The organism is Variovorax sp. 01N429 (assembly GCF_056399425.1).
Map to the genome: position 1 here is coordinate 584,025 of NZ_JBFTRG010000001.1, position 24,535 is coordinate 608,559.

A 24,535-nucleotide genomic window follows, 5' to 3' on the forward strand; every position below is an offset into this window, starting at 1 on the left:
GGGCGGCATGATAACTGCGCGTGAGTGTCCCCGTGTCAAGCTGCGTCGAAGGCGCCCTGGATCCACTCGATTTCCTCCTCGATCAGGACAACGTCGAATCGGCAAGGCGGCAGCGCCCGAAGGCCGCTGATGTAGTGACGAGCCGCAAAGACAATGCGCCGCTGCTTCACGCCCGTGATGCTTCCGCCAGCACCTCCGTGCGTTGCAGCGGTGCGCCGTCGGACTTCGACGAACACCAGAGTGCCGTCACGCGGATCTCGCATGATCAAGTCGATCTCGCCACCGCCGCGCCCGGGCGTTCGATAATTGCGCACGACCAGGCGCAGGCCTGCTGCTTCGAGATGCTCGAGCGCGGTGTCCTCGGCCGCATCGCCGCGCTGCTTGGTCGTCACGCTGGACGACGTCCCTGTTGTCTTGTTCTGGAGAAAACCCATTGAACTCATTCGCCCCCGCTTCGTTTGGCACCGCTCTGCAAGCCGCAAGCGATGCCGCGGGCGCGCAGCATTATCCGCAGGCAACGCTCTACGTGGTCGCCACGCCGATCGGCAACCTCGCCGACATCACCCTTCGCGCACTGCACGTGCTGCAGATCGTCGATGCCGTGGCATGCGAGGACACGCGGCATACCCAGAGCCTGCTGCGTGCCTATGGCATCGACCGGCCGTCCGCGGGCTTGATGGCCGTGCACCAGCACAATGAGGCCGAGGCCGCGCAGTCCGTCATTGCGCGGCTCGCAAATGGTGAGCGCATCGCCTATGTCAGCGATGCCGGTACACCGGGCGTCAGCGATCCTGGGGCGCGGCTGGTAGCGGCCGTGCGTGACGCCGGCCACCGTGTGCTTCCGTTGCCAGGCGCGAGCAGCGTGACAACCCTCGTCGGCGCGGCGGGTTTGGTTGGGGACGGTGATCAGGCCAGCGCATTTGTTTTTGCGGGCTTTCTGCCGAGCAAAGCTGGCGAGCGCGATGCTGCGGTGCTTGAGCTTGCCAATGAGCCGCGGAGCGTGGTGCTGCTCGAAGCACCCCACCGCATCGAGGCGCTGGCGCGTTCGCTCGCGACGCTGGGTGAACGGCGCGTGACCGTCGGGCGCGAATTGACGAAGCAGTTCGAGGAGATCGCCACGCTCGCCGCCGACGCGCTGCCCGGCTGGTTCGCGGAGAGCCGCGATCGAACACGCGGGGAATTTGCGTTGGTGCTGCATCCGAAACCTGCCGCGGTTGACGATGGCGCGGAAGGCGAGCGCGTGCTGCGCTTGCTGCTGGCCGAACTGCCGTTGAAGAGTGCTGTGCGCCTGGCCGCTGAAATCAGCGGCGCTCCGCGCAATGCGCTCTATGAAGCCGGACTGCGGATGCGCGAGGCGCAAGACGACTGAGCGCCGCTCGCCAGTCGCCAATCGCCCGAGTCAGCCATCCAGCTCGGGATACGCCCGGAAGATGCCGTCCTCGTTGAAGGGAATCCTGCGCGGGCTCTGGAGGTATTCATGCACGCGCTGCCGACGCGCCACGTTGGCATGCAGTTTCGCGACGCCGGGAGTCTTGGTCATGGCCCTCGCCGTCGCCTTGGGAAACGCATAGCGAAGTCCAGCCACCAGCTGAAACAGCGACAGGTCCGCGTAAGTCAGCGAATCGCCGACCAGATGCAGGTCGCCTGATGGATTGCGCTGCAGGATCTTTTCGAACCAGCCGAGGAACTTCGGAATGCGCTCGTCGCGGAATGCTTCTGAGCGCGCCACTGCCGCATCGCGCTGGTCTTCGAAGTAGAGGCCGGTAGAGAGCGGATGATGCGTGTCGTGGGCCTCCGCCACCGCGTCGGCGATGGTGAGTTGCAGTTGATGCGTCCAGAGCGCGTCGGCTTCGCTTGCGCCGGACAGCCCCAGCTTCGGGCCAAGGTAGAGCAGGATCGCGGCCGTTTGGCCGACGACAACATCGCCGTCGATCAGAAAGGGCGGCGCGAAGGATGGATGCGGATTGCCAGGGTCGTTGAGCTTGCGCATCAACGCGGCTTCGCCGCCGCCTTTGGACGAAGGCTCGCGCGCGACGTCGACATACGGAGCGCCGGCCGCTTCCAGTGCCAGACGTACGAATTCGCCGCGGCCCTGAATCGAAGGCCAATAGTGGAGTTGGTAAGTCATGGAAATGGAGCCTCCGCGAAAGAAGCGGTCGCCGAGCGGCCGAACGAGCCTATTGCCCGACCACCGACCAGCCCGCCTGCTGGTTCGTCTTGTCGTTCTCGTATTCCCAACGCGTGCCGCAAGCGTCGCAGCGGTAGCTGGTGAGCGTGACCGTGTGGCTGCCGCCGTCCGGGTCGCTGCGCTCGGCTTTGCGGCTGGACGATTGCACGAGTTCAGCGTGTCCGGGCGCGCGGCGCCAGTTGCGCTGGATGCCCGCGCAGGATGCGCAGAGCGTCATCTTTTTCAGCTCGGCTCTTCGGTTGCTCTCGTTCTCGTTGGTCATGCGGCTTGTGCTCCCTGTGGGTTGATCGTCAGGAGGGCATGTTAGCGACCGGCAGAGCCGACAACGCCAGCGCCAGCCTCGCACCCACTTGGGCGTTGTGCTTCACGAGCGCGATGTTGGTGGCAAGGCTGCGACCGCCCGTCAGCGCCTTGATGCGCGCCAGCAGGAAAGGCGTCACCGCCTTGCCCGTGATGTTCTGCGCCTTCGCCTCTTCGAGCGCCTGCTCCGTCAGGGCGTCGATCTCCTCGCGGGGCATCGCAGACGCTTGCGGCACTGGCGTGCTGAGCACCACGCCGCCTGCGAGGCCGAGATTCCACTTCGTACGGATGAAACGGGCTTGCGCTTCGGCGTCGTCGAGCTTGTAGTCGGCACGAAAGCCGCTGTCGCGCGTGTAGAAGGCCGCGAAGTTGTCCTGCTCGCAGCTGAGCAGCGGCACGCCGTGGGTTTCCAGGTATTCGAGCGTGAGGCCGATGTCGAGGATGGACTTCGCGCCCGCGCAGACAACGGCCACCGAGGTTCGCGCCAGCTCTTGCAGGTCGGCGGAGATGTCGAAACTCTCCGATGCGCCGCGATGCACACCGCCGATGCCGCCGGTGACGAAGACTTCGATGCCGGCCAGGGCCGCGCAGATCATCGTGCCGGCTACCGTGGTGGCGCCGAGTCCGCCGCTGGCAAGGACGGCTGGGAGGTCTCGGCGGCTGACTTTCTGGGCTTCTTTGGAGCGGCCGAGGAGTTCGAGTTCTTCGTCGGAGAGGCCAATGCGGGTGCGGCCGTCGATCACTGCGATTGTTGCGGGCTCGGCGCCTAGAGCGCGGATCAGGGCTTCGACTTCGCGTGCCGTGCGGACGTTTTCCGGGTACGGCATGCCGTGGGCGATGATGGTTGATTCGAGCGCGACGATGGGGCGGCCGGCGGCGCGCGCTGCGGCTACGGGGGCGCTGAAGGTCAGCCAGGAGCGGGCGAGGTCGGTAGTCACCATGCCCGCCATCATGATCAAAGTCGGCGGGGAGAGCTACTGCAAGCCGCAAGTCGGCTGTCATCTTCCTGGTCGAGGAAGGCACGGACGGCGGGCCCAGTGAGGAGCACGAGGTCGACCCCCTGCTTTGCCAATTGCGCCCGCACGTCGGCCGTGTGGATCGCGCGCTTGATCGCATCGGCCTGCTTGTCGACGATCGCGCCGGACGTACCAGGGGGTGCGTAGATGCCGTCGACCTTGCCGCCGCTGTTCTTCAGCCACTCGATGTGACTTTGGAGGTCTGTCGCGGGCATGAACGAATTTACCGCCACCCCGCATGGCAACAGGCTGACCATCGCCACCGGCACGAAGTCGTCGCGCGGGTCGTGCTCGATCTTGTTGTAAAGGTGCGGCGCAATCGACATCGTCGTGGTGCTGGTCATCAGCAGCGTGTGGCCGTCCGGCGCTGAACGCCCCACTGCGGCGAGGGCGAGCGTGCCGCCCATGTCGGGTCTGCTGTCGATCATTACAGGCTGCCCTAGTTCGACTCCGAGCCTGCTGGCGAAGACCTTCGCGATGGTTTCGATGGCGCTGTTGCGCGATGAGCCGAGGACGATGCGGATGGGTCTTGTCGGGTAAGCCGCATTGGCGAGCTCGACGGTTTGCCAGTCCGAGTCCGTGATGTCGGAAGTGAACTGCCTGAGCAGATGGTGCATGCTGTCTCCCTGAAACGCGGTTGTAAGAACTGCCGCGAAGAGCCACACATTCAGGCACGTAGATGCGCGAGTTGACGAGACTCGTATTGCATCCGAGGCCCTCCGCTTCGCAACATATTATCCTGAAACGGGATATTCCAAAACGGGATGTAGCTTCCCCCGCGTGCCACGTGGACTGCGACCTAATCCCTATTCAAAGCTTCGGCTACTGCTCGCGCAGGCGCGCAGTGAAGCAGGGTTGACTCAGTCGCAGGTGGCGGATCGCCTGAAGCGGCCGCAGTCTTTTGTGTCCAAATATGAGAACGGTGAGCGGCAACTCGACGTGGTCGAGTTCATTGACGTGTGCAAGGCGCTTGGCGTCTCGCCAGCTGCGCTAGTGAATCAGCTCTTGTAGGCTGTGCCTGTCGCTCGGACAGAGTTCCGCTCAAGCACAAGCTGCCGTGTGCAATGAAAGGCGGCTCTCGTGGTGACGTGGTGATGTCAGAAGCCGGTGGCTTAGGCGATAGCGATCGGTTCGCACTCTACGATCACTCTAAAACTTCGCGGATAGTTCTAAGGCCCCTCCAGCCACATCAAGCGTGCGCCCGCCCTCTCGCATCAAGCAACGCTTAAAGTACATTTGCAAAAGAATGTGTCTGGAGAGATGCGATGCCGATTGCCCCAGTCGATGTACAAGCCATAACCCGAGCCATGCAGACCTTTGATGCGGAGCTCAGGGATACCGACGAGTACAAAGACTGGCAAAGCAACGAAGCACAGCTGTGGGCGGTCGAGTCCAACGATCGGCTCTACCCTCCCAAGAAGATCGTCTCCCTCGCCACTGGGACGTCCGTCAACAGCTTTTCGGGCGGCCAAGAGACCAACAAGTACCTCAGCGACCGCGGCTTCGCAATCAGGCGCATCCGTGACGCGGGGTTGCGTGCTGTGCTCGCGGACATCATGGCCCGCTACCCGACGCTGCGTAGCACGCAAGAATTCAAGGGAAACACCGAGGCCAGAGAGCTCTTCAAGCGTGCCCGCGAGATTCTTCAGGGGTGGGTAAGAGCCACCGCCAACCCCAATCTGCAAGTCATCGCTTCCTACGGTAAGGGGAACTGGGCCACCATCCCTTGGATCTCGATCCTCGACACGCGTGAGACTAAGTCAACGCAAAGGGGGACTTATGTGGTGTACCTCTTCCGTGACGGCGGTCAGGGGGTCTACCTCAAACTAGCGCAGGGGGTAACGGAGGTTGAGGACGAATTTGGCGAAAGATCCGCCTTCGAGGTGCTCTCTGAACGTGCGCAACAGCTGCGTCCAGGCCTGTCCGAACTCGCCGACCAAGGCTGGGACCTGACAGGGGAGTCGGACCTCGGATCCACCGCTCGCCTGGCTCGACTCTACGAAGCCTCGAGCATCGCCTCCAAATACTACGCCGCAGACGCAGTCCCCTCGGACGGAGAGCTTCAAAACGACCTCCTGGTTCTCCTCGACAAATACGAGCCTATCGTCACGGACCGGGTCCGCCAGCAAGGTGTCGCCAAGGATGACCGCCCGCTCTCGCTGATCGGGACATGGAGAGAGGTCGATCAGGACCTCGCCAAAGTGCGAGAGACGATCGACAGCAATGGCAGTTGGGCCTGTTGGTGGAGCTTTCCTATCAAAGAGGCCGCGCTCGATCGACTAAGCCCCCCATTTAACTTGTATGCCTACGCCGGCAATAGACGCCTCGCCGCGCGATTGAGGGTCGACGAGATCAGCACCAGCAACGGAAACGTCGGCATCGAGTCACCCTGGCCCGAATTCACGGATCCACACATGCGCGGCAAAAAGCGCGCCGGAGATAAGCAAAGCGACATCTTCAAGACCTGGTTCCGCATAGGCTCCATCGAAAGACTGGCTCCTCCCCGCTCTGTGGACGATCTCGAGCCCGCGGTCGGACTCTCGACAGCAGACAGCGTCCTCAATCAGAACTCCTTCGGCTACGTTATCGAAGACGAACCGCCGATGTCCCGCGCCCCAGTCGCGCCCGATCTGGCGCTTCCGCGTCGACAGGATCTTTCGGTGCTCGCAGAGCGGACAGGACTACGTCTCGAACTGCTTCGTGAAATGCAAGACGCTCTGCTCGGGAACTCACCCCAAATACTGCTCGCAGGTCCGCCGGGCACCAGCAAGACGTGGCTCGCTCGTGAGCTCGCGCAGCACCTCGCCGCCAATCAACCCGAGTTTGTGCGCTTCGTTCAGTTTCACCCTAGCTACAGCTACGAGTCATTCATGGAAGGTCTTCGCCCCGTTCAAAGCAACGGAGGCATTCAGTTCCAGCGCGTGGACGGGCTAGTCCTGGCGACCGTAGCAGACATGCGCAAAAAGAATCTCGCCGATCGAAAGGACGTTGACTACGTCATCGTCATGGACGAGGTCAACCGGGCCAATCTGCCCCGCGTCCTGGGGGAGCTCATGTTCGCATTCGAGTACCGCGATCAGACAGTTCAACTGCAGTACTCCAGCGAGTTCGCGCTTCCCAGCAATCTTCGTTTTGTCGGGACGATGAACACCGCGGATCGCAGCATTCGATCCATCGACATCGCTCTGCGTCGTCGTTTCGAAGTTTTCGAGCTTGGGCCAGACCCGGAAATACTGGAACGCTACCACCGCACGGTCAACGCCGGCTTCGACGCACGCAGCCTTGTTCGTGGCTTTGTCGCGTTGAACCAAGCACTAACCCAACACCTCGACCGCCATCACACTATCGGTCACGCGTTCTTTATGCGATCGAACTGGAGCGGGGAGACGCTTCAAAACACCTGGCAGCGGCGGATCTTCCCACTCATCGAGGAGTACTTTTTTGATCAGCCGGACGTTTTAGGGCAGTTCCAGCTAGATCGCTTCTGGGTCGACTAGCTAAAGCAACACCATGCGGGCCCTGAAGATCGTTGAGTCACGCCCTACCGAGCTCGTCCTCAGCGCACAGGACGCGGCCTCACTCGGCAGCTTGGGGCAACAGTTCGCCTCGGCGTCGACTTGGTGGGGCGCTAAGGAGGAGAACGACGAAGCGCTCCCCCGCTCCGTAATTCAGCTCACCCCTGCGGGCCCTGAAACCTACTGGGTCACGGTCATGAACATGGTTGGCGTCATCCGCCTTCCCGATGCTCAACTCGAGGTCACCCCGAAAATCCCCGAGCCACACTTCCTCTATTTGGCCGAGCTTGCCACTCTTTCTCCGCGGACAAACAGCTCAGAGGTCAGGGTCGAAGCCGATGCAAGTTTTGCCGAGGTTCTCGCACTTTGGTTTCTAGAGGATGTCGAAGGGTTGATAAGACGAGGGTTGCGTCCAGACTATCTCGCGTTCGACGATGAACTGCCAGCAGTTCGAGGGCACCTCAAGGCACTCGAAACGACGGTGGCCATCATGCAGGGGCAACCGGTCGCGCATTGCATATTCGAAGAACTTTCAGAGGATGCGCCACTCAACAGAGTTCTCAAGGCAGCGTGCCAACGGTTGGCGAGCAACCAAACTTTGCGACACAGCACACGCGCCCGCGCCCGACGCGCCTCCTTTAGATTCCGATGCACGGCGATGCGCCCTGCCGATCTCCTCGTGCACGTAGACCGCATGTCAGGCGCCTACAAGTCTGCGGTCTCGCTCGCGAGCCTCATCCTCCGTAGCCTGGGCGTGTCCCTGCGGCTAGGCGTCCAATCAGGAATCGCGTTTCTCATTCGCACACCTGAACTGATTGAGGAAGGTCTTCGCAATATCGTCTCGCGCGCCATGCCTGGTGTTTCGGTCAACCAGCAATCGACACCAATCTCGAAAACTGGGTTGACGATGAATCCTGATCTGGTCTTCAACGAAGGTTGCGCAGTAGGCGACATCAAGTACCGAACTCTTGGACCCGACTGGAGACGCAACGACCTCTACCAAGCTGTGGCCTTTGCCGCTGCTTTCAGAACCACCCATTCGGTTCTGCTCGGTTTCTCTGGGCACGCTACGAGCAAGATCCCCCAGCGTGTCCAAGTGGGTGAAGTCCATGTTCAACCCGTAGCTTGGTGCGCAGACGCGGACGTTTCGCCCGCGAAGTCCGAACGGATGCTCCAGGTGGAGCTTCAGCGCTGGTGGTCAGCGATCAACTGTCCCGCCCCCATACGGCCTGGTTATCAGCTTGCTGGCGTGACTCCGTAGCGTCTAGCTCGGAGGCGGCGAAGCGGACCGCGTCGTCGATCGGCCCGATGCAAGCTCCTTTACTCGAACGGAAGTCTTCTTATCATCTCGCGTGCCTAGCAAACGATGGCTCATCTCATGCATCGGCAACGCCGATCACTCGGCCGCCGAAGGGGCTTCCGCTTCGGGCGATGACCCGATCGCACGACAGATTGGGCATCTACAGAGGGAAAACAAAAAAGGCCGGAAGCTTGTAGAAGCTTCCGGCCTTTGAATTGGTCCCGCCGCCAGGAATCGAACCTGGATCTCAGCCTTCGGAGGGCCGAATTCTATCCGTTGAAATACAGCGAGATGGGTGTCTCCCGAGCGTGTCAGGAGCCTCGTATTATCGCCTATCAGCCAGCGCTCGCCAACGGCCGCACAAAGCCCAGGCCTGAAAGATAGACACGGAAGGTTCGCCGCCCCGTGGACACGAGATCGAAGGCCTCCGGGTCCAGCAGCCAGTCCTGGATGAGTCCGCTGATCAGCGCGTGCAGCCCCTGCGCCGCCGCCGCCGCGGGGATCGGCATCCGGATGCGGGCGCGCCGGGCGCCGCCGAGCAACGCCTTCTCAAAATCAACCACGCAGGCGTTGCGTGCTTCCAGGTGCCGCTGGTGCACCGATTCCATGTCGTGCGTGTATTCGACTTTGTGTGTCGCGACCTCGAACACGCGCCGCACCTGCGGGTCGGAGGTCATTTGCTTCAGGGCCTCGACCATCATGCTTTCGACATCGTCAACGGGGTCGGCGTCGGGGCCGCCGGCCACTTTCTGCGCGGCGGCCTCCAGCGGCAGCGTGATGCGATCCATCATCGCGTTGAAGAGATCGGCCTTGTCCTTGAAGTGCCAGTAGATCGCGCCGCGCGTGGCGCCGGCGTGTTGGGCAATCTGCTGCAGGGAGGTCTGCGATACGCCCTGCGCCTGAAAGAGCACTTCGGCCGCATCGAGCAAGCGATGCCTGGTCTCCTGTGCTTCTTCCTTGGTACGACGAGCCACCTTGTCCCCTTTTTATAGAATCTGCTGCGCTGCGCAAGCCGTCACTATACATGCATGAATGTATGTAAACTACGGCACTTTCCCGATGGCCGACTTCGCCGTGTTGCCTTTGGCAGCCGCGCGGACATGCGCTGTCCCCGTCCTCGTTTCAAAGGAATCGCATGCCCGTCCTGCATGTCTCGCGCCTCTCGTTGTTTTCGCCGCGCAATGCGGCCATTGCAGCCGCCGCCGCAGCGCTTTTTGCGCTGACCGCCTGCGGCAAGAGCGAAGCCCCGGCCGGCCATGCCGGCGGCGCGGCGCCACCACCGCCTGAAGTCGGCGTGGTGGTTGCCACACCCACCAACGTCGGCCTGATCACGGAGCTTCCGGGTCGGCTCGAAGCCTCGCGGGTGTCGCAAGTGCGCGCACGCGCGGCGGGCATCCTGCAAGAGCGCCTTTTCAAGGAAGGCACCGACGTCAAGGCCGGCCAGTTGCTGTTCCGCATCGACCCCGCCCCTTACGCCGCCGCCTCGCGCAGTGCAGAGGCGAGCCTCGCGCGCGCCGAAGCGAATGCAGCGCAGGCCAAGGCGCTGGCCGAGCGCTACAAGCCGCTTGTCGCCGCCAATGCCGTCAGCAAGCAGGAATACGACAACGCGGTCGCCGCGCAGAAAACGGCCGAAGCGGACGTGGGCGTGAGCCGTGCCGCTGTAACCACCGCCAAGATCAACCTCGGCTACGCCGCCGTGACTGCGCCGATCTCCGGCCGCATCGGGCGTGCGCTGGTGACCGAAGGCGCGCTCGTCGGCCAGGGCGACGCGACCGAGCTCGCAGTGATCCAGCAGATCAATCCGATCTACGTGAACTTCACGCAATCGGCGACGGACGTTCTCCGGCTCCGCCGCGCGATGGAAGCTGGCCAGTTCAAGCGCGCCAGTGGCCCGAACGCCGCCAGCGTGCGCGTGGTGCTCGAGGACGGCAGCGAATACCCTCTGGCCGGCAGGCTGCTGTTTTCTGACCTGACGGTCGACGCCACCACCGGCCAGGTCACGCTGCGGGCCGAGGTTCCGAATCCCAACGGCACGCTGCTTCCGGGTCTGTATGTGCGCGTGCGCCTGGAGCAGGCTCAGGCTGCCAATGCGATCACAGTGCCGCAACAGGCCGTTACGCGCACGCAGCAGGGCGACACGCTGACGGTGGTCGAACCCGACGGCAAGCTCACCAAGCGGAACGTCAAGATCAGCGCGGCACAGAACAACCAATGGGTGGTGCTCGAAGGCCTGAAGGCCGGCGAGCAGGTGATGGTCGACGGCTTCCAGAAGCTGCAGATGATGCCGCCGGGCACGCCCGTGAAGGCGGTGCCATGGAAGGCCCCCGCGCCGGCAGCTCCTGCTGCCGCGGCAGAAGCTCCGGCTCCCGCCGCGAAGCAGTAAGGAGCGCGCCCGCATGGCCAAGTTCTTTATTGATCGTCCCATATTCGCGTGGGTGATCGCGCTGTTCCTCATCGTGATGGGCGGCGTGGCAATCACGCAGTTGCCGATCTCGCAATACCCGCCGGTGGCGCCGCCTGCCATCGTGATCAACACGGCTTATCCCGGTGCGTCGGCGCAGACGCTCGAAGACAGCGTGCTGTCGGTGATCGAGCGCGAAATGAACGGCTCGCCCGGTCTCATCTACATGGAGTCGGTCGCCCAGGCCGATGGCACCGGCACGATCACGATCACTTTCGCGACGGGCACCGACCCCGACCTCGCGCAGGTGGACGTGCAAAACCGCCTCTCGCGCGCCACGCCACGCCTGCCGGCGGCTGTCACGCAGCAAGGTGTGCGGGTGGACAAGTCGCGCAACAACTTCCTGTTGTTCACGATTTTGTCTTCCGACAACCCCGCCTTCGACCCGATCGCGCTGGGCGATTACGCATCTCGCAACGTGGTGCCTGAGCTGCAACGCGTCGCCGGTATCGGCCAGGCGCAGTTGTTCGGTACCGAGCGTTCGATGCGTGTGTGGATCGACCCGGCCAAGCTGCAGGGCTTCAACCTGTCGCCCGGGGACGTGAATGCAGCCATCAAGGCGCAGAACGCGCAAGTCTCCTCCGGCATCATCGGCGACCTGCCGAACGTGCCCGGCCAAGCCATTGCCGCGACGGTGGTGGTCAATGGGCAGCTCACGTCGGTCGAGCAATTCGGCGACATCGTTCTTCGTGCCAACACCAACGGCTCGACGGTTCGGCTGAAAGACGTCGCTCGCATCGAGCTCGGCGGCCAGGCTTATTCGACGTCCGCTCGCCTGAACGGCCAGCCCGCGGTCGGTATCGGCGTCCAATTGGCGCCGAGCGGCAACGCGCTGGCTTCGGCAAAGGCGATTCGCGCCAAGATGACCGAACTCTCGCGCTTCTTCCCGCCGGGCGTGAAGTGGGTGATTCCGTACGACAGCTCGCGCTTCGTGAGCATCTCGATCCGCGAAGTGGTCAAGACGCTGTTCGAGGCTGTGGCGCTGGTGTTCGTGGTGATGTTCCTGTTCCTGCAGAACTGGCGCTACACGATCATCCCGACGATCGTGGTGCCGATCGCCCTGCTCGGTACGTTCGCGGTGTTGTTCGCGCTGGGCTTCTCGATCAACGTGCTGACGATGTTCGGCATGGTGCTGGTGATCGGTATCGTGGTGGACGATGCGATCGTGGTGGTCGAAAACGTCGAGCGCATCATGAGCGAGGAAGGACTGTCGCCGCTCGAAGCCACACGCAAGGCGATGCGCCAGATCTCCGGCGCGATCATCGGCGTGACGGTGGTGCTGATCTCGGTGTTCGTGCCGCTGGCATTCTTCGCAGGCTCGACCGGCAACATCTATCGCCAGTTCTCGGCGGTGATGGTGGCGTCGATCGGCTTCTCAGCTTTCATGGCGCTGTCGCTGACGCCGGCGCTGTGCGCAACGCTGCTCAAGCCCGTCGAAGCTGGTCATCATCACGAGAAGACGGGCTTTTTCGGGTGGTTCAATCGCGGCTTCTCGCGCACGGCCAAGGGCTACGAAAGCTTCGTGTCGCGCATTCTGCGGCGCGCCGCGCGTTATCTCCTGATCTACGTCGCGATCATTGCGGCGGTGGTGCTGGTGTATCGGCAGTTGCCCACGTCCTTTCTTCCGCAGGAAGACCAGGGCAACATCATCGTGAACGTGCAGTTGCCTCCGGGCGCCACGCAGGAGCGCATGCTGTCGGTCATTCAGGATGTCGAGGGCTACATCCTCAAGCAACCCGAAGTCGAGAGCATGGTCGGGGTGCTGGGTTTCAGCTTCTCGGGCCAGGGCCAGAATGCCGGTCTCGCCTTCGTGACGCTCAAGGACTGGGACCAGCGCAAGGACCCGGCCCATTCCGCTGATGCGCTGGCAGGTCGCGCGTTCGGCGCGCTCTCCGGCATTCGCGACGCGTTCATCTACCCGCTGAGCCCGCCGCCCATTCCCGAACTGGGCAATGCCAGCGGCTTCACGTTCCGACTTCAGGACCGTGGAGGCCTGGGCCACGAAGCGCTCGTCAACGCGCGCAACCAGATCCTGGGTGCGGCGAGCCAGAGCAAGCTGCTGACACAGGTGCGTCCCGAGGGCCTCGAAGATGCGCCGCAGTTGCAGATCGACATCGACCGCGACAAGGCGAATGCATTGGGCGTGACTTTCGATGCGATCAACACCACGCTATCGACAGCGCTCGGTTCCGCCTACGTGAACGACTTCCCCAATCAGGGCCGTCTGCAGCGTGTGGTGGTGCAGGCCGACGCGCCGGCGCGGATGCAGCCGGAAGATCTGCTCAAGCTCAACGCGAGCAATAGCCAAGGCATGCCTGTGCCGCTCTCGACGTTTGCGACCACCCGCTGGATCACCGGTCCGCAGCAGACGGTGCGCTACAACGGCTATCCGGCGATCCGCATCTCGGGTTCAGCGGCACCGGGCTACAGCTCGGGCGCTGCGATGGCGGAGATGGAGAGGATCGCTGCCCAACTGCCGGCCGGCTTCGGCTACGAGTGGACCGGGCAATCGCGCGAAGAAAAGCTCGCCGGCTCGCAGGCCATCATCCTGTATGGCTTCGCGATCCTGGCGGTGTTCCTGTGCCTGGCCGCGCTGTATGAAAGCTGGACGATTCCGCTGTCGGTGATCATGGTGGTGCCGCTGGGCGTGCTCGGCGTGCTGCTCGCGACGCTGATCCGCTCCTACTCCAACGACGTGTACTTCCAGGTCGGGCTGATCACGATCATCGGCCTGTCCGCGAAGAACGCGATTCTGATCATTGAATTCGCCAAGGACCTGCAGGCGCAGGGCAAGGGCGTGATCGAGTCCGCATTGGCCGCCGCCCACCTGCGGTTCCGGCCGATCATCATGACGTCGCTGGCCTTCGGCCTCGGCGTGCTGCCGCTGGTGCTCGCCAACGGCGCCGGCTCCGCAAGTCAGCGTGCCATCGGCACCGGCGTGCTCGGCGGCATGCTGACCGGGACCACGCTTGCCGTGATCTTCGTGCCGGTGTTCTTCGTGGTCGTGCGCACGCTCTTCAAGGGCAGCGATCGCCAACACGAAATGGACAAGCGACATGCGCAGGCTGCGGGTATCGAGGAAGACCATGACAAAGAGTAAGTACACCCCCAGGCTCGCGCACTTCGTGTCGCTCTCCACCCCCTTGCAGGGGGCAACACCTGCGGCCCGGCGGAGCCGGTTCCGCGGTGTTTCACGCGGGGGGCTTGCCGCTGGGGCGGCGGCCGTGGCGGTTCTTCTGAGCGGGTGCTCGTTGATTCCTACTTATGAGCGGCCTGCGGCGCCTGTGCCTGCGGTGTTTCCGAACACGCAGGCGGCCGAGGCGCAGCAACCGCTGGCATCGACGATCGCCTGGCAGGACTACTTCACCGATCCGCGGCTTGTGAAGCTGATCGAGATGGCGCTGGCCAACAACAAGGATCTGCGCGTGGCGGTGCTCAATATCGAGCAGGCGCGTGCGCAGTTCCAGATTCAGCGATCGGCGCTGTTTCCGGCTCTCAATGCGTCCGGCAGCGAGAACCGTCAGCGGCCTTCTCTGGTGGGCCCTGGCGTGTCGACCGTCTACCAAGTCGGCGTCGGGATCACGTCGTGGGAACTCGATTTCTTCGGGCGCATTTCCAGCCTGAAGGATGCGGCGCTGGCGCAATATCTCAGCACCGAGGAATCGCGCAAGGCGGTGCAAATCAGCCTTGTCGCCGCCGTCGCCAACGGCTGGTTGGCGGTGCTGGGCGATGACGAGGTGCTCGAGATCACGCGCCAGACGATGGTGACGCGCGACGAGTCGCTCAAGCTCACGAAGATGCGTTTCGACAATGGCGTGTCTTCAGAGATCGACTATCGCTTTGCCGAATCGCAAGCCGAGACCGCGCGCGCAACCTACGCACAGCAGCAACGCCTGCGCATGCAGGATGAGAATGCGCTGGCGCAATTGCTTGGCGCGCCGATGCCGCCCGATGCCACCACGGGAAGCAGCAAGGGGCTCCAGGCGCTCGCGCCGATGCAGGACCTGCCCGCCGGGCTGCCATCGGACCTGCTGATCGAACGGCCCGACATTCGCGCGGCCGAACAGCAGTTGATTTCGGCCAACGCGAACATCGGCTCAGCCCGCGCCAACTTCTTCCCGCGCGTCACACTGACGTCGTCGATCGGCACCGCCAGCACCGAGTTCTCGGGGCTCTTCGGCAGTGGGTCGAAGGCATGGACTTTCGCACCGCAGATCACGTTGCCTATCTTCGACGCGGGCCAAAACCGAGCGACGCTCGAATCGGCACGCGTGAGCCGCGACATTGCCGTAGCGCAGTACGAAAAGACCATCGAGACGGCCTTCCGGGAAGTCGCCGATGCGCTAGCGGGCCGTGCAACCTTCGATGAAGAACTGCGCGCCCTGCTCGCTCAGTCCAACGCCGAGGAGATCCGCTTCAAACTCTCGGACCTGCGCTACCGAAACGGTGTGGCAAGCGGCCTGGACCTGCTGGACGCACAACGCTCGCTCTACACGTCCCAACTCGCAACAGCTCAAACGCGTCAACGAAGGCTACAAAACCAGGTAACACTCTTCAAAGCCCTCGGCGGCGGCTGGAGCACAAAGTAAGCCAACGATCAAGGGCGGCGCAAAGCGCCCGCCCCTTCGCGGGCTGCCGCGGATCCGGCTTCGCCGGTCCGCCGGCAGCGCCCCCTGCAAGGGGGTGGGCGGCTACACGAAGTGAGCCAACCTGGGGGTCTCTCTATAATCCCGCGGTTGATTTCGAAAAGCCCCCCGAAGAGCCCCCGATACTGAGGACCCAATGAGCGACGACCCGCACTACCAGGCCACAGAAGAAGCCCACACAGGCCCGATCAAGAATCCCAAGCAACTCCTGCTCGCGGTATTTTTCTCCTTCGTTGCTCCCATCCTGATCATTGCGGGCCTCGTCTCGTACGTGGTCTCCGGAACCCATCCTTCGGGTTCCGCCGTGGGCGAAAACATGTCGCTGTACGGCGTCTCAAAAGACATACGCGATCGCGAAATCGCCGAGCGCCTGAAGAAGGTCGGCTCGATCGAGATCCGCGATGCCAATCGTCCCCTCGCTGCCGGCGAAGCGGTGTTCAAGGCGCAGTGCGTGGCCTGTCACGGCAGCCCGGGCATTCCCGCCGCGCCGCACCTGGGCGATGCCGCCGCCTGGGGGCCCCGCATCGGCCAAGGCTACGCGACGCTGCTGGAGCATGCGCTCAAGGGCAAGGGCATGATGCCTCCGCAAGGCGGTGGCGATTTCGAGGACCTGGAAGTGGGTCGCGCAGTGGTCTACATGGCGAACGCCGGCGGTGCCACGTTCCCCGTGCCGGATCGACCTGCTGCTGCGGCGGCTCCGGCCGATGGCGCTGCACCGGCGGGCGATGCTGCACCGGCGGCTACCGCAGCGCCGGCAGCAGCCGCTGCCGAAGCAAAGCCAGAGACCAAGCCCGCCGAAACGAAGCAGTAGTCTTCGGTCAGTCACCCAACGCAAAACAGCCCGCATTCGTGGGCTTTTTTGTTGCTTCCTGCCAGCGAGTGGTCAGTCCGACGCGGATGATCTGGCCAGTTGCCGCGCAGCCGGGCTCACGACGAACCCAAATTGGCCGGGCAAGTCTCCTGCCCGTACCTCCTGCGGCGCCCACCGTCCCTGATCGATGGCATCCGATGCTGTGCCGACGTCCTGCGTATGAACCAGCCCAAGCCCGATGGGCGAGGCCAGGTACAGCTTTCCCGCTTCATCCAGAAGACAAGCAGAAGGTTCGATCGCCACGCCCGTATGCGAGCGGACGGAGAAATCCTCGCCGATACGCCAGACCCACGGTGCGGTTTCCAGTTCAACATACACGCGCTGCGGCCCATTCTGGAAGAACCACTGCCCGAGATCGTCGTGTTCGTAGTTGCGCTGGATGAAGTCGATCAGCTTCTCGTGGCGCAGCATCGACCCTTTGGCGAGCGCGAACGCTCCGGCGGCTTGCGTTCGATCGTCTCGCAGGTACCAGTTGCCGCGTGCATCGAGGCCCAGCCATCCATAACAGTGCGGCACGTTGGGCCACTTGGCGAGCGCCTGCTTGACGATGTCATCCATAGGGCCGATTTTGCGCCTGTCATGGCCAATCAGCGCTGACCCAACCATTCGACGACGCGCTCAGGCATTTCGCGCACATGACCGGGCGGCATTCCACCCGGAAAGCCGACGTGCCCGCCATGGGCGGGCTGCCAAAGCGTCACGTGGCGACCGACTTCCCCTTGACGCGGAAGGCTATAGGCCGGCACAAAAGGATCGTTGGCAGCGTTCACGACCAGCGCCGGAATCCGGATGGCATGCAGATGCGGCTTGGCCGAGCCGCGCTTCCAATAATCATCCGTGTCACGGAAGCCGTGCAGCGGCGCGGTGAAAACATTGTCGAAGTCGTACAGGGTCCGGGCGGCGGCGAGCTTTTCACGATCGAACAAGCCCGGATGCTGCGCCAGCTTGGCGAGCGCCTTCGGCTTCATGGTCGACAAGAACATGCGCGTGTAGACAAGCTTGTTGAACCCGCGCCCGATGGCGGCTCCCCCTGCGGCCAGATCGAGCGGCGCCGAAATGGACGCGACCGCGCGCGCGGATTTCGACGCCTCGCTGCCCGCCTCCTCGGCCCAGCGCATCAAGGCATTGCCGCCGAGGGACACACCCGCCGCCCTGACGACCTCGCGGCGCTCGCGCAGCCGCGCGAGGATCCAGCCGATTTCCTCGAAATCGCCCGAATGGTAGGCACGCGGCGCCAGGTTGAGTTCGCCACTGCAGCCGCGAAAGTGGGGCACGGCATAGTCCCAGCCGCGCTCCATCGCGAAGGCAGCGAACGCTTCGGCATAGTGGCTGCGCGACGAACCCTCCAGACCGTGAAACAGCACGAGCAAGGGCTTCTGAGCTTCACTTCGCCCGCCAAGCGGGGCGTCCAGAAAATCGACGTCGATGAAGTCGCCGTCGGGAGTGCCCCAGCGCTCACGCCGGTAGTCGGGCAACGGCGTCATCACACGGCGCCCGTACAACGCGGCCCAAATGGTTTGCAAGTTGCCGCCCGGCAACCAACGCGGCGCAACGTACTGCATCAGTGAATGGTCTGCGGAGCTTCGCCGGAATCGCCAGGATCCTGCACGCTGCCCGGGCTGGCATGGTGCGCGACCATGCGCCAGCCTTGCGCGGTCTTGTGATAGACGTTGGTCGCCAGTACGAAGGCGTGACGGGGGCCCTCGGCAGTCAGCACTTCGATGCGCTCGAGCACGTTGTGTACCGCGCTCGCGAGCGATTCGACCTTGCGCACGCGTGCCGGCGTCGCACGAATGGCACCGTTGCCGAACATATGCTCGAACGCGGCGCGGATGGCATCGGGGCCGACCAGCCTCGGTCCGCCAGGATGCACGCAGAAGATTTCGTCCTCGTCGGCCCAGCAGTTCATCAGCGCGTCGACGTCGCCGCGCTGCAATGCCTCGTAGAAAGCCGCTTCGACTTCGTCGGCGGTGCCGCCGACAGTGGCGGCGCGGAGTTTGGTCTTCGTGGACATGGATGATGAAGCTGGAGCGCCGATTTTGCCTTGGCCGAAGCCTTCATGGACGCCCACACAGCCAGCTCTCCGCCACCACGCGAACATCAGCCTGGGCCGCCTGCCACACCAGTTCAGGCGCCGCGACGTGTACCCCCGGCGGCGCAATCCGCAATGCGACGTCGACGAGTTCAGCCACCTTGGACGCGCGCACCGGCTGTTCGCTCGTGGGCACCATGAAGCGCGCGATCGACAGCATCCAGTTCGCGAGCCGTTCGGCCGGATGAATGAAACGCACCTGCGCGGGCTTCTGCGCGGAGCGCACGAGGATGACGCGGTCGAAGCCCTGCGCCACCACCGCCTGTTCGTCGAGGCTCGCCAGTCCCCGCTTGAGCGCTTCCGGCAAGCGCCCCTGCGCGTGCGGCTGCACGACGGCGAGGGTGTGGACACCGCTGGCGCGAAGCCACCGGGCGAGCGCCGGCAATTGGGCGGGCTCGGGCGTCCAGAGCGCGCGCTCGCGGTCGTAATAAAGCCGCGGCGGCTCGAACAGGACCAATGCCGTGTCGGCCCTGACCGGCGGCCATTCGGCAAGGGGTGCGTTCGGCACCAGAACGGTTTCGACGCTGCGCAGTCCGTCGCGGATGGGTTCGCGCACCAGCACCTGCGTGTGATCGAACCGATGCCGTCCCGCCAGGCGCCGGACCAGTTCCTGGCCGAGCGCGCCGGTGGCGCCGCAGATCAGCAAGGTGCCAGTGGATTCAGCCGCGGCATGGCTGGACGCGGGCCCGCGATGGGCCGCCTGCAGCGCTTGGAATGGATCGACAGCCATTGCATCTATGCTACCTTTGCCGACTTCACAACAAGGGGCTTGGTGATGGTGAAACGCTGGCTTTTGATCATCCTCGCTGCGTTCTCGCTGGCGGGTTGCGGCTACAACGACTTTCAGCGGCTCGACGAGGCCAGCAAGTCGGCCTGGAGCGAAGTGCTCAATCAATATCAGCGCCGCGCCGACCTGGTGCCGAACATCGTGGCCACGGTCAAGGGCGAAGCCAACTTCGAGCAGGAGACGCTCACCAAGGTGATCGAGGCCCGCGCCAAGGCGACGTCAATCCAGGTCACGCCCGAGACGCTGAACAACCCCGAGGCCTTCAACAGGTTCCAGCAGGCGCAAGGCGAACTGTCGAGCGCGTTGTCGCGGTTGATGGCGGTGTCGGAGCAGTACCCCAACCTCAAAGCCAACCAGGCATTTCGCGACTTGCGCGTGACGCTCGAAGGCACCGAGAACCGCATCACAGTGGCGCGCAACCGCTACATCCAGACGGTCCAGGAATACAACGTGCTGGCACGCAGCTTTCCGACGAACCTGACGGCCAAGATCTTCAGCTACGAGCCCAAGGCCAACTTCACGGTGCAGAACGAGGCGCAGATCTCGACGCCACCCACGGTGGACTTCAGCGCGCCGAAGAAGTAGGCCCAGGCCTTTGCCATGACGGCTGCCCGAATCCTGCGCGCCCTGGCGGTCCTTGTGCTGTGGGCCGTCTTCGGCGCCCATGCACAGGGGTTGCTGCCGGTGCCGCGGCTCGACGCACGCGTCATCGACCAGACCGGCACGCTGACGGACGCGCAGCGCACCGCGCTCGAAGCCAAGCTGCAGGCCTTCGAACAGCAGAAGGGCTCGCAAATCGTGATGCTGATGGTGCCGACCACGCAGCCTGAAGACATCGCAAGCTATGCCAACCGCGTGGGCAATGCATGGAAGATCGGGCGCAAGGAGGTTGGCGACGGCATTCTCGTGATCGTCGCAAAGAACGACCGCAAGATGCGCATCGAAGTCGCGAAAGCACTCGAAGGCGCGGTGCCCGACCTTGCCGCCGCGCGCATCATCGATGACGCGATGAAGCCGCGCTTCCGTGAGAACGATTTCGCGGGTGGCCTCGACGCGGCGGCGGACCAACTCATCGCTCGCGTCAAGGGCGAGCCGTTGCCGGAAGTCGATGCGCGCAGCGGCGACTTCGGCGATGGCCGCAGCAACAACAGCGGATTCAACTGGCAAGACCTCGCTGTGTTTCTCTTCGTCGGCGTGATGGTGGCCGGGCCGATCGCGCGTCGGATTTTCGGAAAGATCCCCGGCTCGCTCGCGATGGGCGGACTGACAGGTGCGCTGGTGATGCTGCTGACGTCGAGCATCGTGATCGCAGTGCTGGCTGGCTTGGGCGCCCTGCTCTTCACGCTGCTGTCGCTGGCTTTTGGATCGGGCATGGGCCGCCGAGGCGGGGGCTTTGGTGGGGGCGGTTTCGGCGGCGGCGGATTTGGCGGCGGTGGTTTCGGCGGCGGAGGCTCCGGCGGAGGCTTCAGCTCCGGAGGCGGCGGCAACTTCGGGGGCGGCGGCGCCTCGGGCGATTGGTGACCATGGCTTCAATCACGTCCCGTCTTGCGCGGCTCTGGCGCCACCGTTGGGTGGACGAGGCCGAGGTGCGCCGGGCACTGCCGCCCGATGTACTCGAAAGGCTTGAACGCCGCGTCGGCGCGAGCGAACGCCGGCACAGCGGTGAGATCCGAATCTGCGTCGAAGCCGGCTTGCCGATGTCCTATCTATGGCGCGACGCGAATCCCCGCGAGCGCGCCATCACGCTTTTCGGCAAGCTGCGCGTGTGGGACACCGAGCACAACAACGGCGTGCTGATCTACCTTCTGCTGGCCGAGCACGCGATCGAGATCGTGGCCGATCGCGGCATCGATTCGCGCGTGAGCGATGAGGACTGGGCGGCCATGGCGCAGCGGATGGGCGCAGCCTTTCGTGAAGGAAGATTCGAGGATGGGCTGACGCAGGCGCTCGAAGAAATGTCCGCGCTGCTGGTCGAGCACTTTCCGCTGGCGGAAGGCGGAGCCGATCGCAATGAGCTCCCCAATGCGCTGGTGATTCTCTGAAGCGTTCCGACCTGGGCGGGCCTCAGAAGCCTTGAGCGTCGAGAAGCCTTCGATTGACTGCGTGCACTGCATCCAGTTCGGCCTGCAAAGCGCGCGTCACTTGCGACAGGGTGCGCAGACGCCGATTGCTTTCACGCAGACGATCCGCGAGCCCCTTCGACAGCGCCAATGCGAGGCGCGATGCCGCCGCAGGTTGGGTCTTGATGAGGCCCATGAAGGCCTCCCGCGACAAGACCCCAAGCTTCACGTCCGTGAGTGCCGTGCACGTGGCCGAACGCGGACCGCCATCGATCACGCCCATTTCGCCGATGAGGCTGCCTGGCCCGATGACGGAAATCACCACCTCATCGCCCGGGACGCCGGCACTGGTGGCGCGAACCTGTCCTTCGAGCACGAGCACCATATAGTTGTTGTCCTGCGTGTCCCCCTCTTCGAACAAGAGGGTGTCGGCCACGAGATGCACCGGGCGCATCACATCCAGCACGAGCCGCGCCTCGTCGGGCGTCATGTCCATCATGGGCGCGGCCTGCGTCAGCATGTAGACGGCCTGCTCGCGCAGATCGGCGGCGGGATAAGAATCGCGAGGATTGTCCATGCCTCATTGTCCGACAGCCGCACGCCCGGCCGTCAAGAAGGCAGCAAGGCTTCCAGCGTCTGAAGGGTGTCGGCTTCTTCGACCGGCTTGTCCTGGCGCCAACGCAGCATCCGCGGAAAGCGCACTGCGATGCCGCTCTTGTGTCGGCCGCTCCGCGCGATGCCCTCGAACCCGAGCTCGAAGACAAGCGTTGGCTCCACACTCCGAACAGGGCCGAAGGTTTCGATCGTGGTCTTGCGGATCACCGCATCGACACGTGCCATTTCGGCATCGGTCAAACCTGAATAGGCCTTGGCGAAGGGCACGAGCTTGCGGTCGGGGTTCTCGGGCGCACTGTCCCAGACGGCGAAGGTGTAGTCGCTATAGAGGCTCGCACGGCGCCCGTGGCCGCGCTGCGCATACACGAGCACCGCATCGACTGACAGCGGATCGATCTTCCATTTCCACCACACCCCCACGTCCTTGGTGCGCCCGACCCCATAGTGCGCGTCAAGTTGCTTGAGCATCAAGCCCTCGACACCCATTGAACGCGCAGCTTCGCGCTGGCGTGCAAGATCGAGCCAGCTGTCGCCGTGCAGCATCGGGCTGGCGATCAGCGAGGGATGTTGCGCTGCAGTGAGCACGTCATCGAGGCGCGTACGACGTTCCTGCTGGGGCGTGCTGCGAAGATCGCGTCCTTCCCATTCGAGCAAGTCGTAGGCAAGCAGCACGACAGGAATCTCGCGCAGGAGCTTCGGCGCGAGCGTCTTGCGCCCGATGCGCTTTTGCAGTTCGGCGAAAGGTTGCACGCGGTCATCCCGCCACACGACGATTTCGCCATCGATCACCGTGCCGTCGGGCAGCGTTTCGCCCATCACTGCGAGTTCCGGGAATCGGTCCGTCACCAGTTCCTCGCCGCGCGACCACAGCCACACGCGCCCGGCGCGCTTGACCAACTGCGCGCGGATGCCGTCCCACTTCCATTCGATGAGCCATCCGGAAGGGTCCCCGAGAACTGAGTCGAATTGCTCGAGCGGAATATTGAACGGATGCGCCAGGAAGAACGGATAAGGCTGTCCGCTGGTTTGCTGGTCGACCTCGCCCGTGCTCTCGGGCGCAATCAGTGCGGCGTAATCGGCGGCGGTGGGCTTGCCGCTGATGTGGGTGTAGCCCATCAGCCTTTGCGCGACGCGCTTGGCATCGAGCGCGCCCACCGCGGCGAGCGCCTGCGTGACCTGCAGACGCGACACACCGACGCGGAATGCGCCCGTGATCAGCTTGAAATAGACCAGCCTTTCCTCCGGCGCCAACTGCCGCCATTGCCAACGCAACGCATCCGCCAAAGCCTCCGGCGGCTTGTTGCGCAGCGGCAAGAGGTGCTGTTCGACCCAGTCCGCCAATCCGAGCTCGTGCGCATCCGTGGGCGGCGGCAGCAGCAGCGCGATGGTTTCCGCGAGGTCGCCGACGGCTTCATAGCTTTCGTCGAAGAGCCATTCGGGCAGGCCCGCGGCCTCTTGCGCCAGCAATCTCAGCAGCTTGTTCGGCACGAGTTGGCGCGGCTTTCCGCCAGCCAGAAAGTAAACGGCCCAAGCGGCGTCCTTCGCCGGGACGAGCCGCAGGTACCGCTGAAGGGCCGCCTGCTTCGCGAGACTGGAAGTCGTCGCATCCAGCTCGCGATAGAGGGCAGCGAATGCCTTCATGGCGTTGCGGCCGGCGTGTCGGTCGGCTCCAGATCTTCGTCCCCGTATTCTGTTTTGAAGCCCTGTGCGTCGAGCCCCAATTCACAGAGCCATCGCACCATGACTTCCACGCTGCCGTGCGTGACGATGACGCGCTCCGCACCGGTTCCGGCGATGGCTGACTGCAGGCCATTCCAGTCGGCGTGATCGGACATCACCAAGCCGCGATCCACCCCGCGGCGCCGTCGTGTGCCGCGTAGCTGCATCCATCCGCTGGCGAATGCGTCGGCGTAGTTGCCGAAGCGGCGCATCCACGTCGAACCGTGCGCCGACGGCGGCGCAAGCACAAGCGCGCGCTTGAGCAGAGCCGCATCGACGCCGGCATCCGTCACACGCAAGGTCGCCGGCAACGCGACACCCGCGGCGCGATAGACGTCGTTCAACGCCGCGACTGCGCCGTGAACCACGATCGGCCCGATCGTCGGATCCACGCCATGCAAGATGCGCTGTGCCTTGCCGAAGGCGTAGCACAGCAGCACCGATGCCCTCCCCTGCTCCGCGTTGGCGCGCCACCAGTCATTGATTTCGGTGAACAACTGCGCCTGCAAAGGCCAGCGATAGATCGGCAGGCCGAAGGTCGATTCGGTGATGAAAGTGTCGCAAGGCACCGGCTCGAACGGCGTGCAGGTGCCATCGGCTTCGGTCTTGTAGTCGCCCGACGCGACCCACACGCGCCGCTCATGTTCGAGTCGCACCTGTGCGGAACCCAGCACGTGACCCGCCGGATGAAGCGAGATTCGAACGCCGTTGTGTTCGATCGCCTCTCCATACGGCAAGGTCTGCAAAGTGATGTCGCCAAGCCGCACACGCAGCGTACCGGCGCTGTCGGTGTGCGCCAGATAGTGGCCGTGGCCGACGCGCGCATGGTCAGAGTGCGCGTGCGTGATGACCGCACGTCCGACCGGCCGCCATGGGTCGATGTAGAAATCGCCCGGCGGGCAATAAAGTCCTTCGGGGCGGGCAATGACGAGGTCGCGCGACACCCCGTCAGCTTAAGCCGACTC

24 protein-coding genes and 1 tRNA gene are annotated in these 24,535 nt (G+C 63.9%); 11 read left to right on the forward strand and 14 right to left on the reverse strand.

The window, feature by feature from the left end; translation table 11 throughout:
• Positions 1 to 35: 35 nt before the first annotated feature.
• The gene (locus AC1DSF_RS02805) at positions 36 to 434 is read right to left on the reverse strand and encodes a YraN family protein (protein ID WP_478182323.1); all 399 of its coding nucleotides are present in this window, start codon (positions 432 to 434) and stop codon (positions 36 to 38) included.
• Here AC1DSF_RS02805 and rsmI point away from each other — a divergent pair.
• Positions 434 to 1,369 carry a 16S rRNA (cytidine(1402)-2'-O)-methyltransferase gene (rsmI, locus tag AC1DSF_RS02810; protein WP_478182301.1) on the forward strand — a complete coding sequence of 312 codons (936 nt, stop codon included), beginning with the start codon at positions 434 to 436 and terminating at the stop codon, positions 1,367 to 1,369. The genes AC1DSF_RS02805 and rsmI overlap by 1 nt on opposite strands.
• Before the next feature lie 30 nt (positions 1,370 to 1,399).
• On the opposite strand, the gene AC1DSF_RS02815 is transcribed toward rsmI, so the two are convergent.
• Genes AC1DSF_RS02815 through AC1DSF_RS02830 form a run of 4 tightly spaced genes read right to left on the reverse strand, consistent with a single transcriptional unit; the run spans position 1,400 to position 4,121 of the window.
• Positions 1,400 to 2,128, reverse strand: a complete 729-nt coding sequence (locus AC1DSF_RS02815) for a glutathione S-transferase (RefSeq protein WP_478182302.1) — start codon at positions 2,126 to 2,128, stop codon at positions 1,400 to 1,402.
• Positions 2,129 to 2,177: 49 nt separating this feature from the next.
• Positions 2,178 to 2,450: a hypothetical protein gene (locus AC1DSF_RS02820; RefSeq protein ID WP_478125187.1), complete on the reverse strand. Its 273-nt coding sequence runs from the start codon at positions 2,448 to 2,450 to the stop codon at positions 2,178 to 2,180.
• Positions 2,451 to 2,478: 28 nt separating this feature from the next.
• Positions 2,479 to 3,426, reverse strand: coding sequence for a pseudouridine-5'-phosphate glycosidase (locus AC1DSF_RS02825; RefSeq protein ID WP_478182324.1), 948 nt, complete (start codon positions 3,424 to 3,426; stop codon positions 2,479 to 2,481).
• Positions 3,427 to 3,443: 17 nt separating this feature from the next.
• Entirely contained in the window at positions 3,444 to 4,121 is a 678-nt protein-coding gene (locus tag AC1DSF_RS02830) for a Bug family tripartite tricarboxylate transporter substrate binding protein (RefSeq protein WP_478182303.1), read from the reverse strand.
• A 163-nt stretch (positions 4,122 to 4,284) separates the two neighbouring features.
• Between AC1DSF_RS02830 and AC1DSF_RS02835 the strand changes: the two genes are divergently transcribed.
• From AC1DSF_RS02835 to AC1DSF_RS02845, 3 genes are all read left to right on the forward strand, one after another.
• On the forward strand, positions 4,285 to 4,515 hold the full coding sequence (locus AC1DSF_RS02835) for a helix-turn-helix domain-containing protein (RefSeq protein WP_478182304.1): 231 nt from the start codon (positions 4,285 to 4,287) through the stop codon (positions 4,513 to 4,515).
• Between the two features lie 296 nt (positions 4,516 to 4,811).
• On the forward strand, positions 4,812 to 7,001 hold the full coding sequence (locus AC1DSF_RS02840) for an MrcB family domain-containing protein (RefSeq protein WP_478182305.1): 2,190 nt from the start codon (positions 4,812 to 4,814) through the stop codon (positions 6,999 to 7,001).
• A gap of 13 nt (positions 7,002 to 7,014) precedes the next feature.
• Entirely contained in the window at positions 7,015 to 8,280 is a 1,266-nt protein-coding gene (locus tag AC1DSF_RS02845; protein ID WP_478182306.1) for an McrC family protein, read from the forward strand.
• A gap of 255 nt (positions 8,281 to 8,535) precedes the next feature.
• Here AC1DSF_RS02845 and AC1DSF_RS02850 read toward each other — a convergent pair.
• Positions 8,536 to 8,610 (reverse strand) — tRNA-Arg (locus tag AC1DSF_RS02850).
• 44 nt (positions 8,611 to 8,654) lie between these two features.
• Positions 8,655 to 9,293 carry a TetR family transcriptional regulator gene (locus AC1DSF_RS02855; protein ID WP_478125199.1) on the reverse strand — a complete coding sequence of 213 codons (639 nt, stop codon included), beginning with the start codon at positions 9,291 to 9,293 and terminating at the stop codon, positions 8,655 to 8,657.
• 161 nt (positions 9,294 to 9,454) lie between these two features.
• Here AC1DSF_RS02855 and AC1DSF_RS02860 point away from each other — a divergent pair, with 161 nt between their 5' ends.
• The 4 genes from AC1DSF_RS02860 (at position 9,455) to AC1DSF_RS02875 (ending at position 16,237) form a co-directional block, all read left to right on the forward strand.
• Positions 9,455 to 10,702 carry an efflux RND transporter periplasmic adaptor subunit gene (locus tag AC1DSF_RS02860; RefSeq protein WP_478182307.1) on the forward strand — a complete coding sequence of 416 codons (1,248 nt, stop codon included), beginning with the start codon at positions 9,455 to 9,457 and terminating at the stop codon, positions 10,700 to 10,702.
• A gap of 13 nt (positions 10,703 to 10,715) precedes the next feature.
• Entirely contained in the window at positions 10,716 to 13,880 is a 3,165-nt protein-coding gene (locus AC1DSF_RS02865) for an efflux RND transporter permease subunit (protein ID WP_478182308.1), read from the forward strand.
• On the forward strand, positions 13,867 to 15,369 hold the full coding sequence (locus AC1DSF_RS02870; RefSeq protein ID WP_478125202.1) for an efflux transporter outer membrane subunit: 1,503 nt from the start codon (positions 13,867 to 13,869) through the stop codon (positions 15,367 to 15,369). Before AC1DSF_RS02865 ends, AC1DSF_RS02870 begins: the two co-directional genes overlap by 14 nt.
• Before the next feature lie 193 nt (positions 15,370 to 15,562).
• Positions 15,563 to 16,237 (forward strand): c-type cytochrome, encoded by a 675-nt coding sequence (locus tag AC1DSF_RS02875; RefSeq protein WP_478125203.1) that lies wholly within the window; start codon positions 15,563 to 15,565, stop codon positions 16,235 to 16,237.
• Between the two features lie 72 nt (positions 16,238 to 16,309).
• On the opposite strand, the gene AC1DSF_RS02880 is transcribed toward AC1DSF_RS02875, so the two are convergent.
• From AC1DSF_RS02880 to AC1DSF_RS02895, 4 genes are read right to left on the reverse strand one after another with little or no spacing between them, the layout of a single operon-like run.
• Complete coding sequence (locus AC1DSF_RS02880) at positions 16,310 to 16,855, reverse strand: DUF2946 family protein (protein ID WP_478125204.1); 546 nt, start codon at positions 16,853 to 16,855, stop codon at positions 16,310 to 16,312.
• Positions 16,856 to 16,884: 29 nt separating this feature from the next.
• Positions 16,885 to 17,859 carry a YheT family hydrolase gene (locus AC1DSF_RS02885; protein WP_478125205.1) on the reverse strand — a complete coding sequence of 325 codons (975 nt, stop codon included), beginning with the start codon at positions 17,857 to 17,859 and terminating at the stop codon, positions 16,885 to 16,887.
• Positions 17,859 to 18,311 carry a YybH family protein gene (locus tag AC1DSF_RS02890; RefSeq protein WP_478125206.1) on the reverse strand — a complete coding sequence of 151 codons (453 nt, stop codon included), beginning with the start codon at positions 18,309 to 18,311 and terminating at the stop codon, positions 17,859 to 17,861. Before AC1DSF_RS02890 ends, AC1DSF_RS02885 begins: the two co-directional genes overlap by 1 nt.
• 43 nt (positions 18,312 to 18,354) lie before the next feature.
• The gene (locus tag AC1DSF_RS02895) at positions 18,355 to 19,119 is read right to left on the reverse strand and encodes a Rossmann-fold NAD(P)-binding domain-containing protein (protein ID WP_478125207.1); all 765 of its coding nucleotides are present in this window, start codon (positions 19,117 to 19,119) and stop codon (positions 18,355 to 18,357) included.
• A gap of 45 nt (positions 19,120 to 19,164) precedes the next feature.
• Here AC1DSF_RS02895 and AC1DSF_RS02900 point away from each other — a divergent pair, with 45 nt between their 5' ends.
• The 3 genes from AC1DSF_RS02900 to AC1DSF_RS02910 are packed head-to-tail and all read left to right on the forward strand — an operon-like array spanning position 19,165 to position 21,218.
• Positions 19,165 to 19,761 carry a LemA family protein gene (locus tag AC1DSF_RS02900; protein WP_478125208.1) on the forward strand — a complete coding sequence of 199 codons (597 nt, stop codon included), beginning with the start codon at positions 19,165 to 19,167 and terminating at the stop codon, positions 19,759 to 19,761.
• A 15-nt stretch (positions 19,762 to 19,776) separates the two neighbouring features.
• The gene (locus AC1DSF_RS02905) at positions 19,777 to 20,697 is read left to right on the forward strand and encodes a TPM domain-containing protein (RefSeq protein WP_478125209.1); all 921 of its coding nucleotides are present in this window, start codon (positions 19,777 to 19,779) and stop codon (positions 20,695 to 20,697) included.
• 2 nt (positions 20,698 to 20,699) lie between these two features.
• Positions 20,700 to 21,218, forward strand: a complete 519-nt coding sequence (locus AC1DSF_RS02910; RefSeq protein ID WP_478125210.1) for a TPM domain-containing protein — start codon at positions 20,700 to 20,702, stop codon at positions 21,216 to 21,218.
• 22 nt (positions 21,219 to 21,240) lie between these two features.
• On the opposite strand, the gene AC1DSF_RS02915 is transcribed toward AC1DSF_RS02910, so the two are convergent.
• From AC1DSF_RS02915 to AC1DSF_RS02925, 3 genes are read right to left on the reverse strand one after another with little or no spacing between them, the layout of a single operon-like run.
• On the reverse strand, positions 21,241 to 21,813 hold the full coding sequence (locus AC1DSF_RS02915) for a Crp/Fnr family transcriptional regulator (protein WP_478125211.1): 573 nt from the start codon (positions 21,811 to 21,813) through the stop codon (positions 21,241 to 21,243).
• Positions 21,814 to 21,845: 32 nt separating this feature from the next.
• Positions 21,846 to 23,492, reverse strand: a complete 1,647-nt coding sequence (locus AC1DSF_RS02920; RefSeq protein WP_478144268.1) for an ATP-dependent DNA ligase — start codon at positions 23,490 to 23,492, stop codon at positions 21,846 to 21,848.
• A complete protein-coding gene (locus tag AC1DSF_RS02925; RefSeq protein WP_478182309.1) occupies positions 23,489 to 24,514 on the reverse strand; it encodes a ligase-associated DNA damage response exonuclease in 1,026 nt (341 codons plus the stop codon). Before AC1DSF_RS02925 ends, AC1DSF_RS02920 begins: the two co-directional genes overlap by 4 nt.
• Positions 24,515 to 24,535: the final 21 nt, after the last annotated feature.

What these genes read in the sequence shown, in the direction of transcription:
- AC1DSF_RS02815 (WP_478182302.1), bottom strand. Translation starts at nt 2,128, where the DNA reads ATGACTTACCAACTCCACTATTGGCCTTCGATTCAGGGCCGCGGCGAA.
- AC1DSF_RS02900 (WP_478125208.1), top strand. Translation starts at nt 19,165, where the DNA reads ATGGTGAAACGCTGGCTTTTGATCATCCTCGCTGCGTTCTCGCTGGCG.
- AC1DSF_RS02875 (WP_478125203.1), top strand. Translation starts at nt 15,563, where the DNA reads ATGAGCGACGACCCGCACTACCAGGCCACAGAAGAAGCCCACACAGGC.
- AC1DSF_RS02885 (WP_478125205.1), bottom strand. Translation starts at nt 17,859, where the DNA reads ATGCAGTACGTTGCGCCGCGTTGGTTGCCGGGCGGCAACTTGCAAACC.
- AC1DSF_RS02880 (WP_478125204.1), bottom strand. Translation starts at nt 16,855, where the DNA reads ATGGATGACATCGTCAAGCAGGCGCTCGCCAAGTGGCCCAACGTGCCG.
- AC1DSF_RS02905 (WP_478125209.1), top strand. Translation starts at nt 19,777, where the DNA reads ATGACGGCTGCCCGAATCCTGCGCGCCCTGGCGGTCCTTGTGCTGTGG.
- AC1DSF_RS02860 (WP_478182307.1), top strand. Translation starts at nt 9,455, where the DNA reads ATGCCCGTCCTGCATGTCTCGCGCCTCTCGTTGTTTTCGCCGCGCAAT.
- AC1DSF_RS02805 (WP_478182323.1), bottom strand. Translation starts at nt 434, where the DNA reads ATGGGTTTTCTCCAGAACAAGACAACAGGGACGTCGTCCAGCGTGACG.
- AC1DSF_RS02890 (WP_478125206.1), bottom strand. Translation starts at nt 18,311, where the DNA reads ATGTCCACGAAGACCAAACTCCGCGCCGCCACTGTCGGCGGCACCGCC.
- AC1DSF_RS02920 (WP_478144268.1), bottom strand. Translation starts at nt 23,492, where the DNA reads ATGAAGGCATTCGCTGCCCTCTATCGCGAGCTGGATGCGACGACTTCC.
- AC1DSF_RS02865 (WP_478182308.1), top strand. Translation starts at nt 10,716, where the DNA reads ATGGCCAAGTTCTTTATTGATCGTCCCATATTCGCGTGGGTGATCGCG.
- AC1DSF_RS02910 (WP_478125210.1), top strand. Translation starts at nt 20,700, where the DNA reads ATGGCTTCAATCACGTCCCGTCTTGCGCGGCTCTGGCGCCACCGTTGG.
- AC1DSF_RS02845 (WP_478182306.1), top strand. Translation starts at nt 7,015, where the DNA reads ATGCGGGCCCTGAAGATCGTTGAGTCACGCCCTACCGAGCTCGTCCTC.
- AC1DSF_RS02820 (WP_478125187.1), bottom strand. Translation starts at nt 2,450, where the DNA reads ATGACCAACGAGAACGAGAGCAACCGAAGAGCCGAGCTGAAAAAGATG.
- AC1DSF_RS02830 (WP_478182303.1), bottom strand. Translation starts at nt 4,121, where the DNA reads ATGCACCATCTGCTCAGGCAGTTCACTTCCGACATCACGGACTCGGAC.
- AC1DSF_RS02895 (WP_478125207.1), bottom strand. Translation starts at nt 19,119, where the DNA reads ATGGCTGTCGATCCATTCCAAGCGCTGCAGGCGGCCCATCGCGGGCCC.
- AC1DSF_RS02840 (WP_478182305.1), top strand. Translation starts at nt 4,812, where the DNA reads ATGCAGACCTTTGATGCGGAGCTCAGGGATACCGACGAGTACAAAGAC.
- AC1DSF_RS02915 (WP_478125211.1), bottom strand. Translation starts at nt 21,813, where the DNA reads ATGGACAATCCTCGCGATTCTTATCCCGCCGCCGATCTGCGCGAGCAG.
- AC1DSF_RS02870 (WP_478125202.1), top strand. Translation starts at nt 13,867, where the DNA reads ATGACAAAGAGTAAGTACACCCCCAGGCTCGCGCACTTCGTGTCGCTC.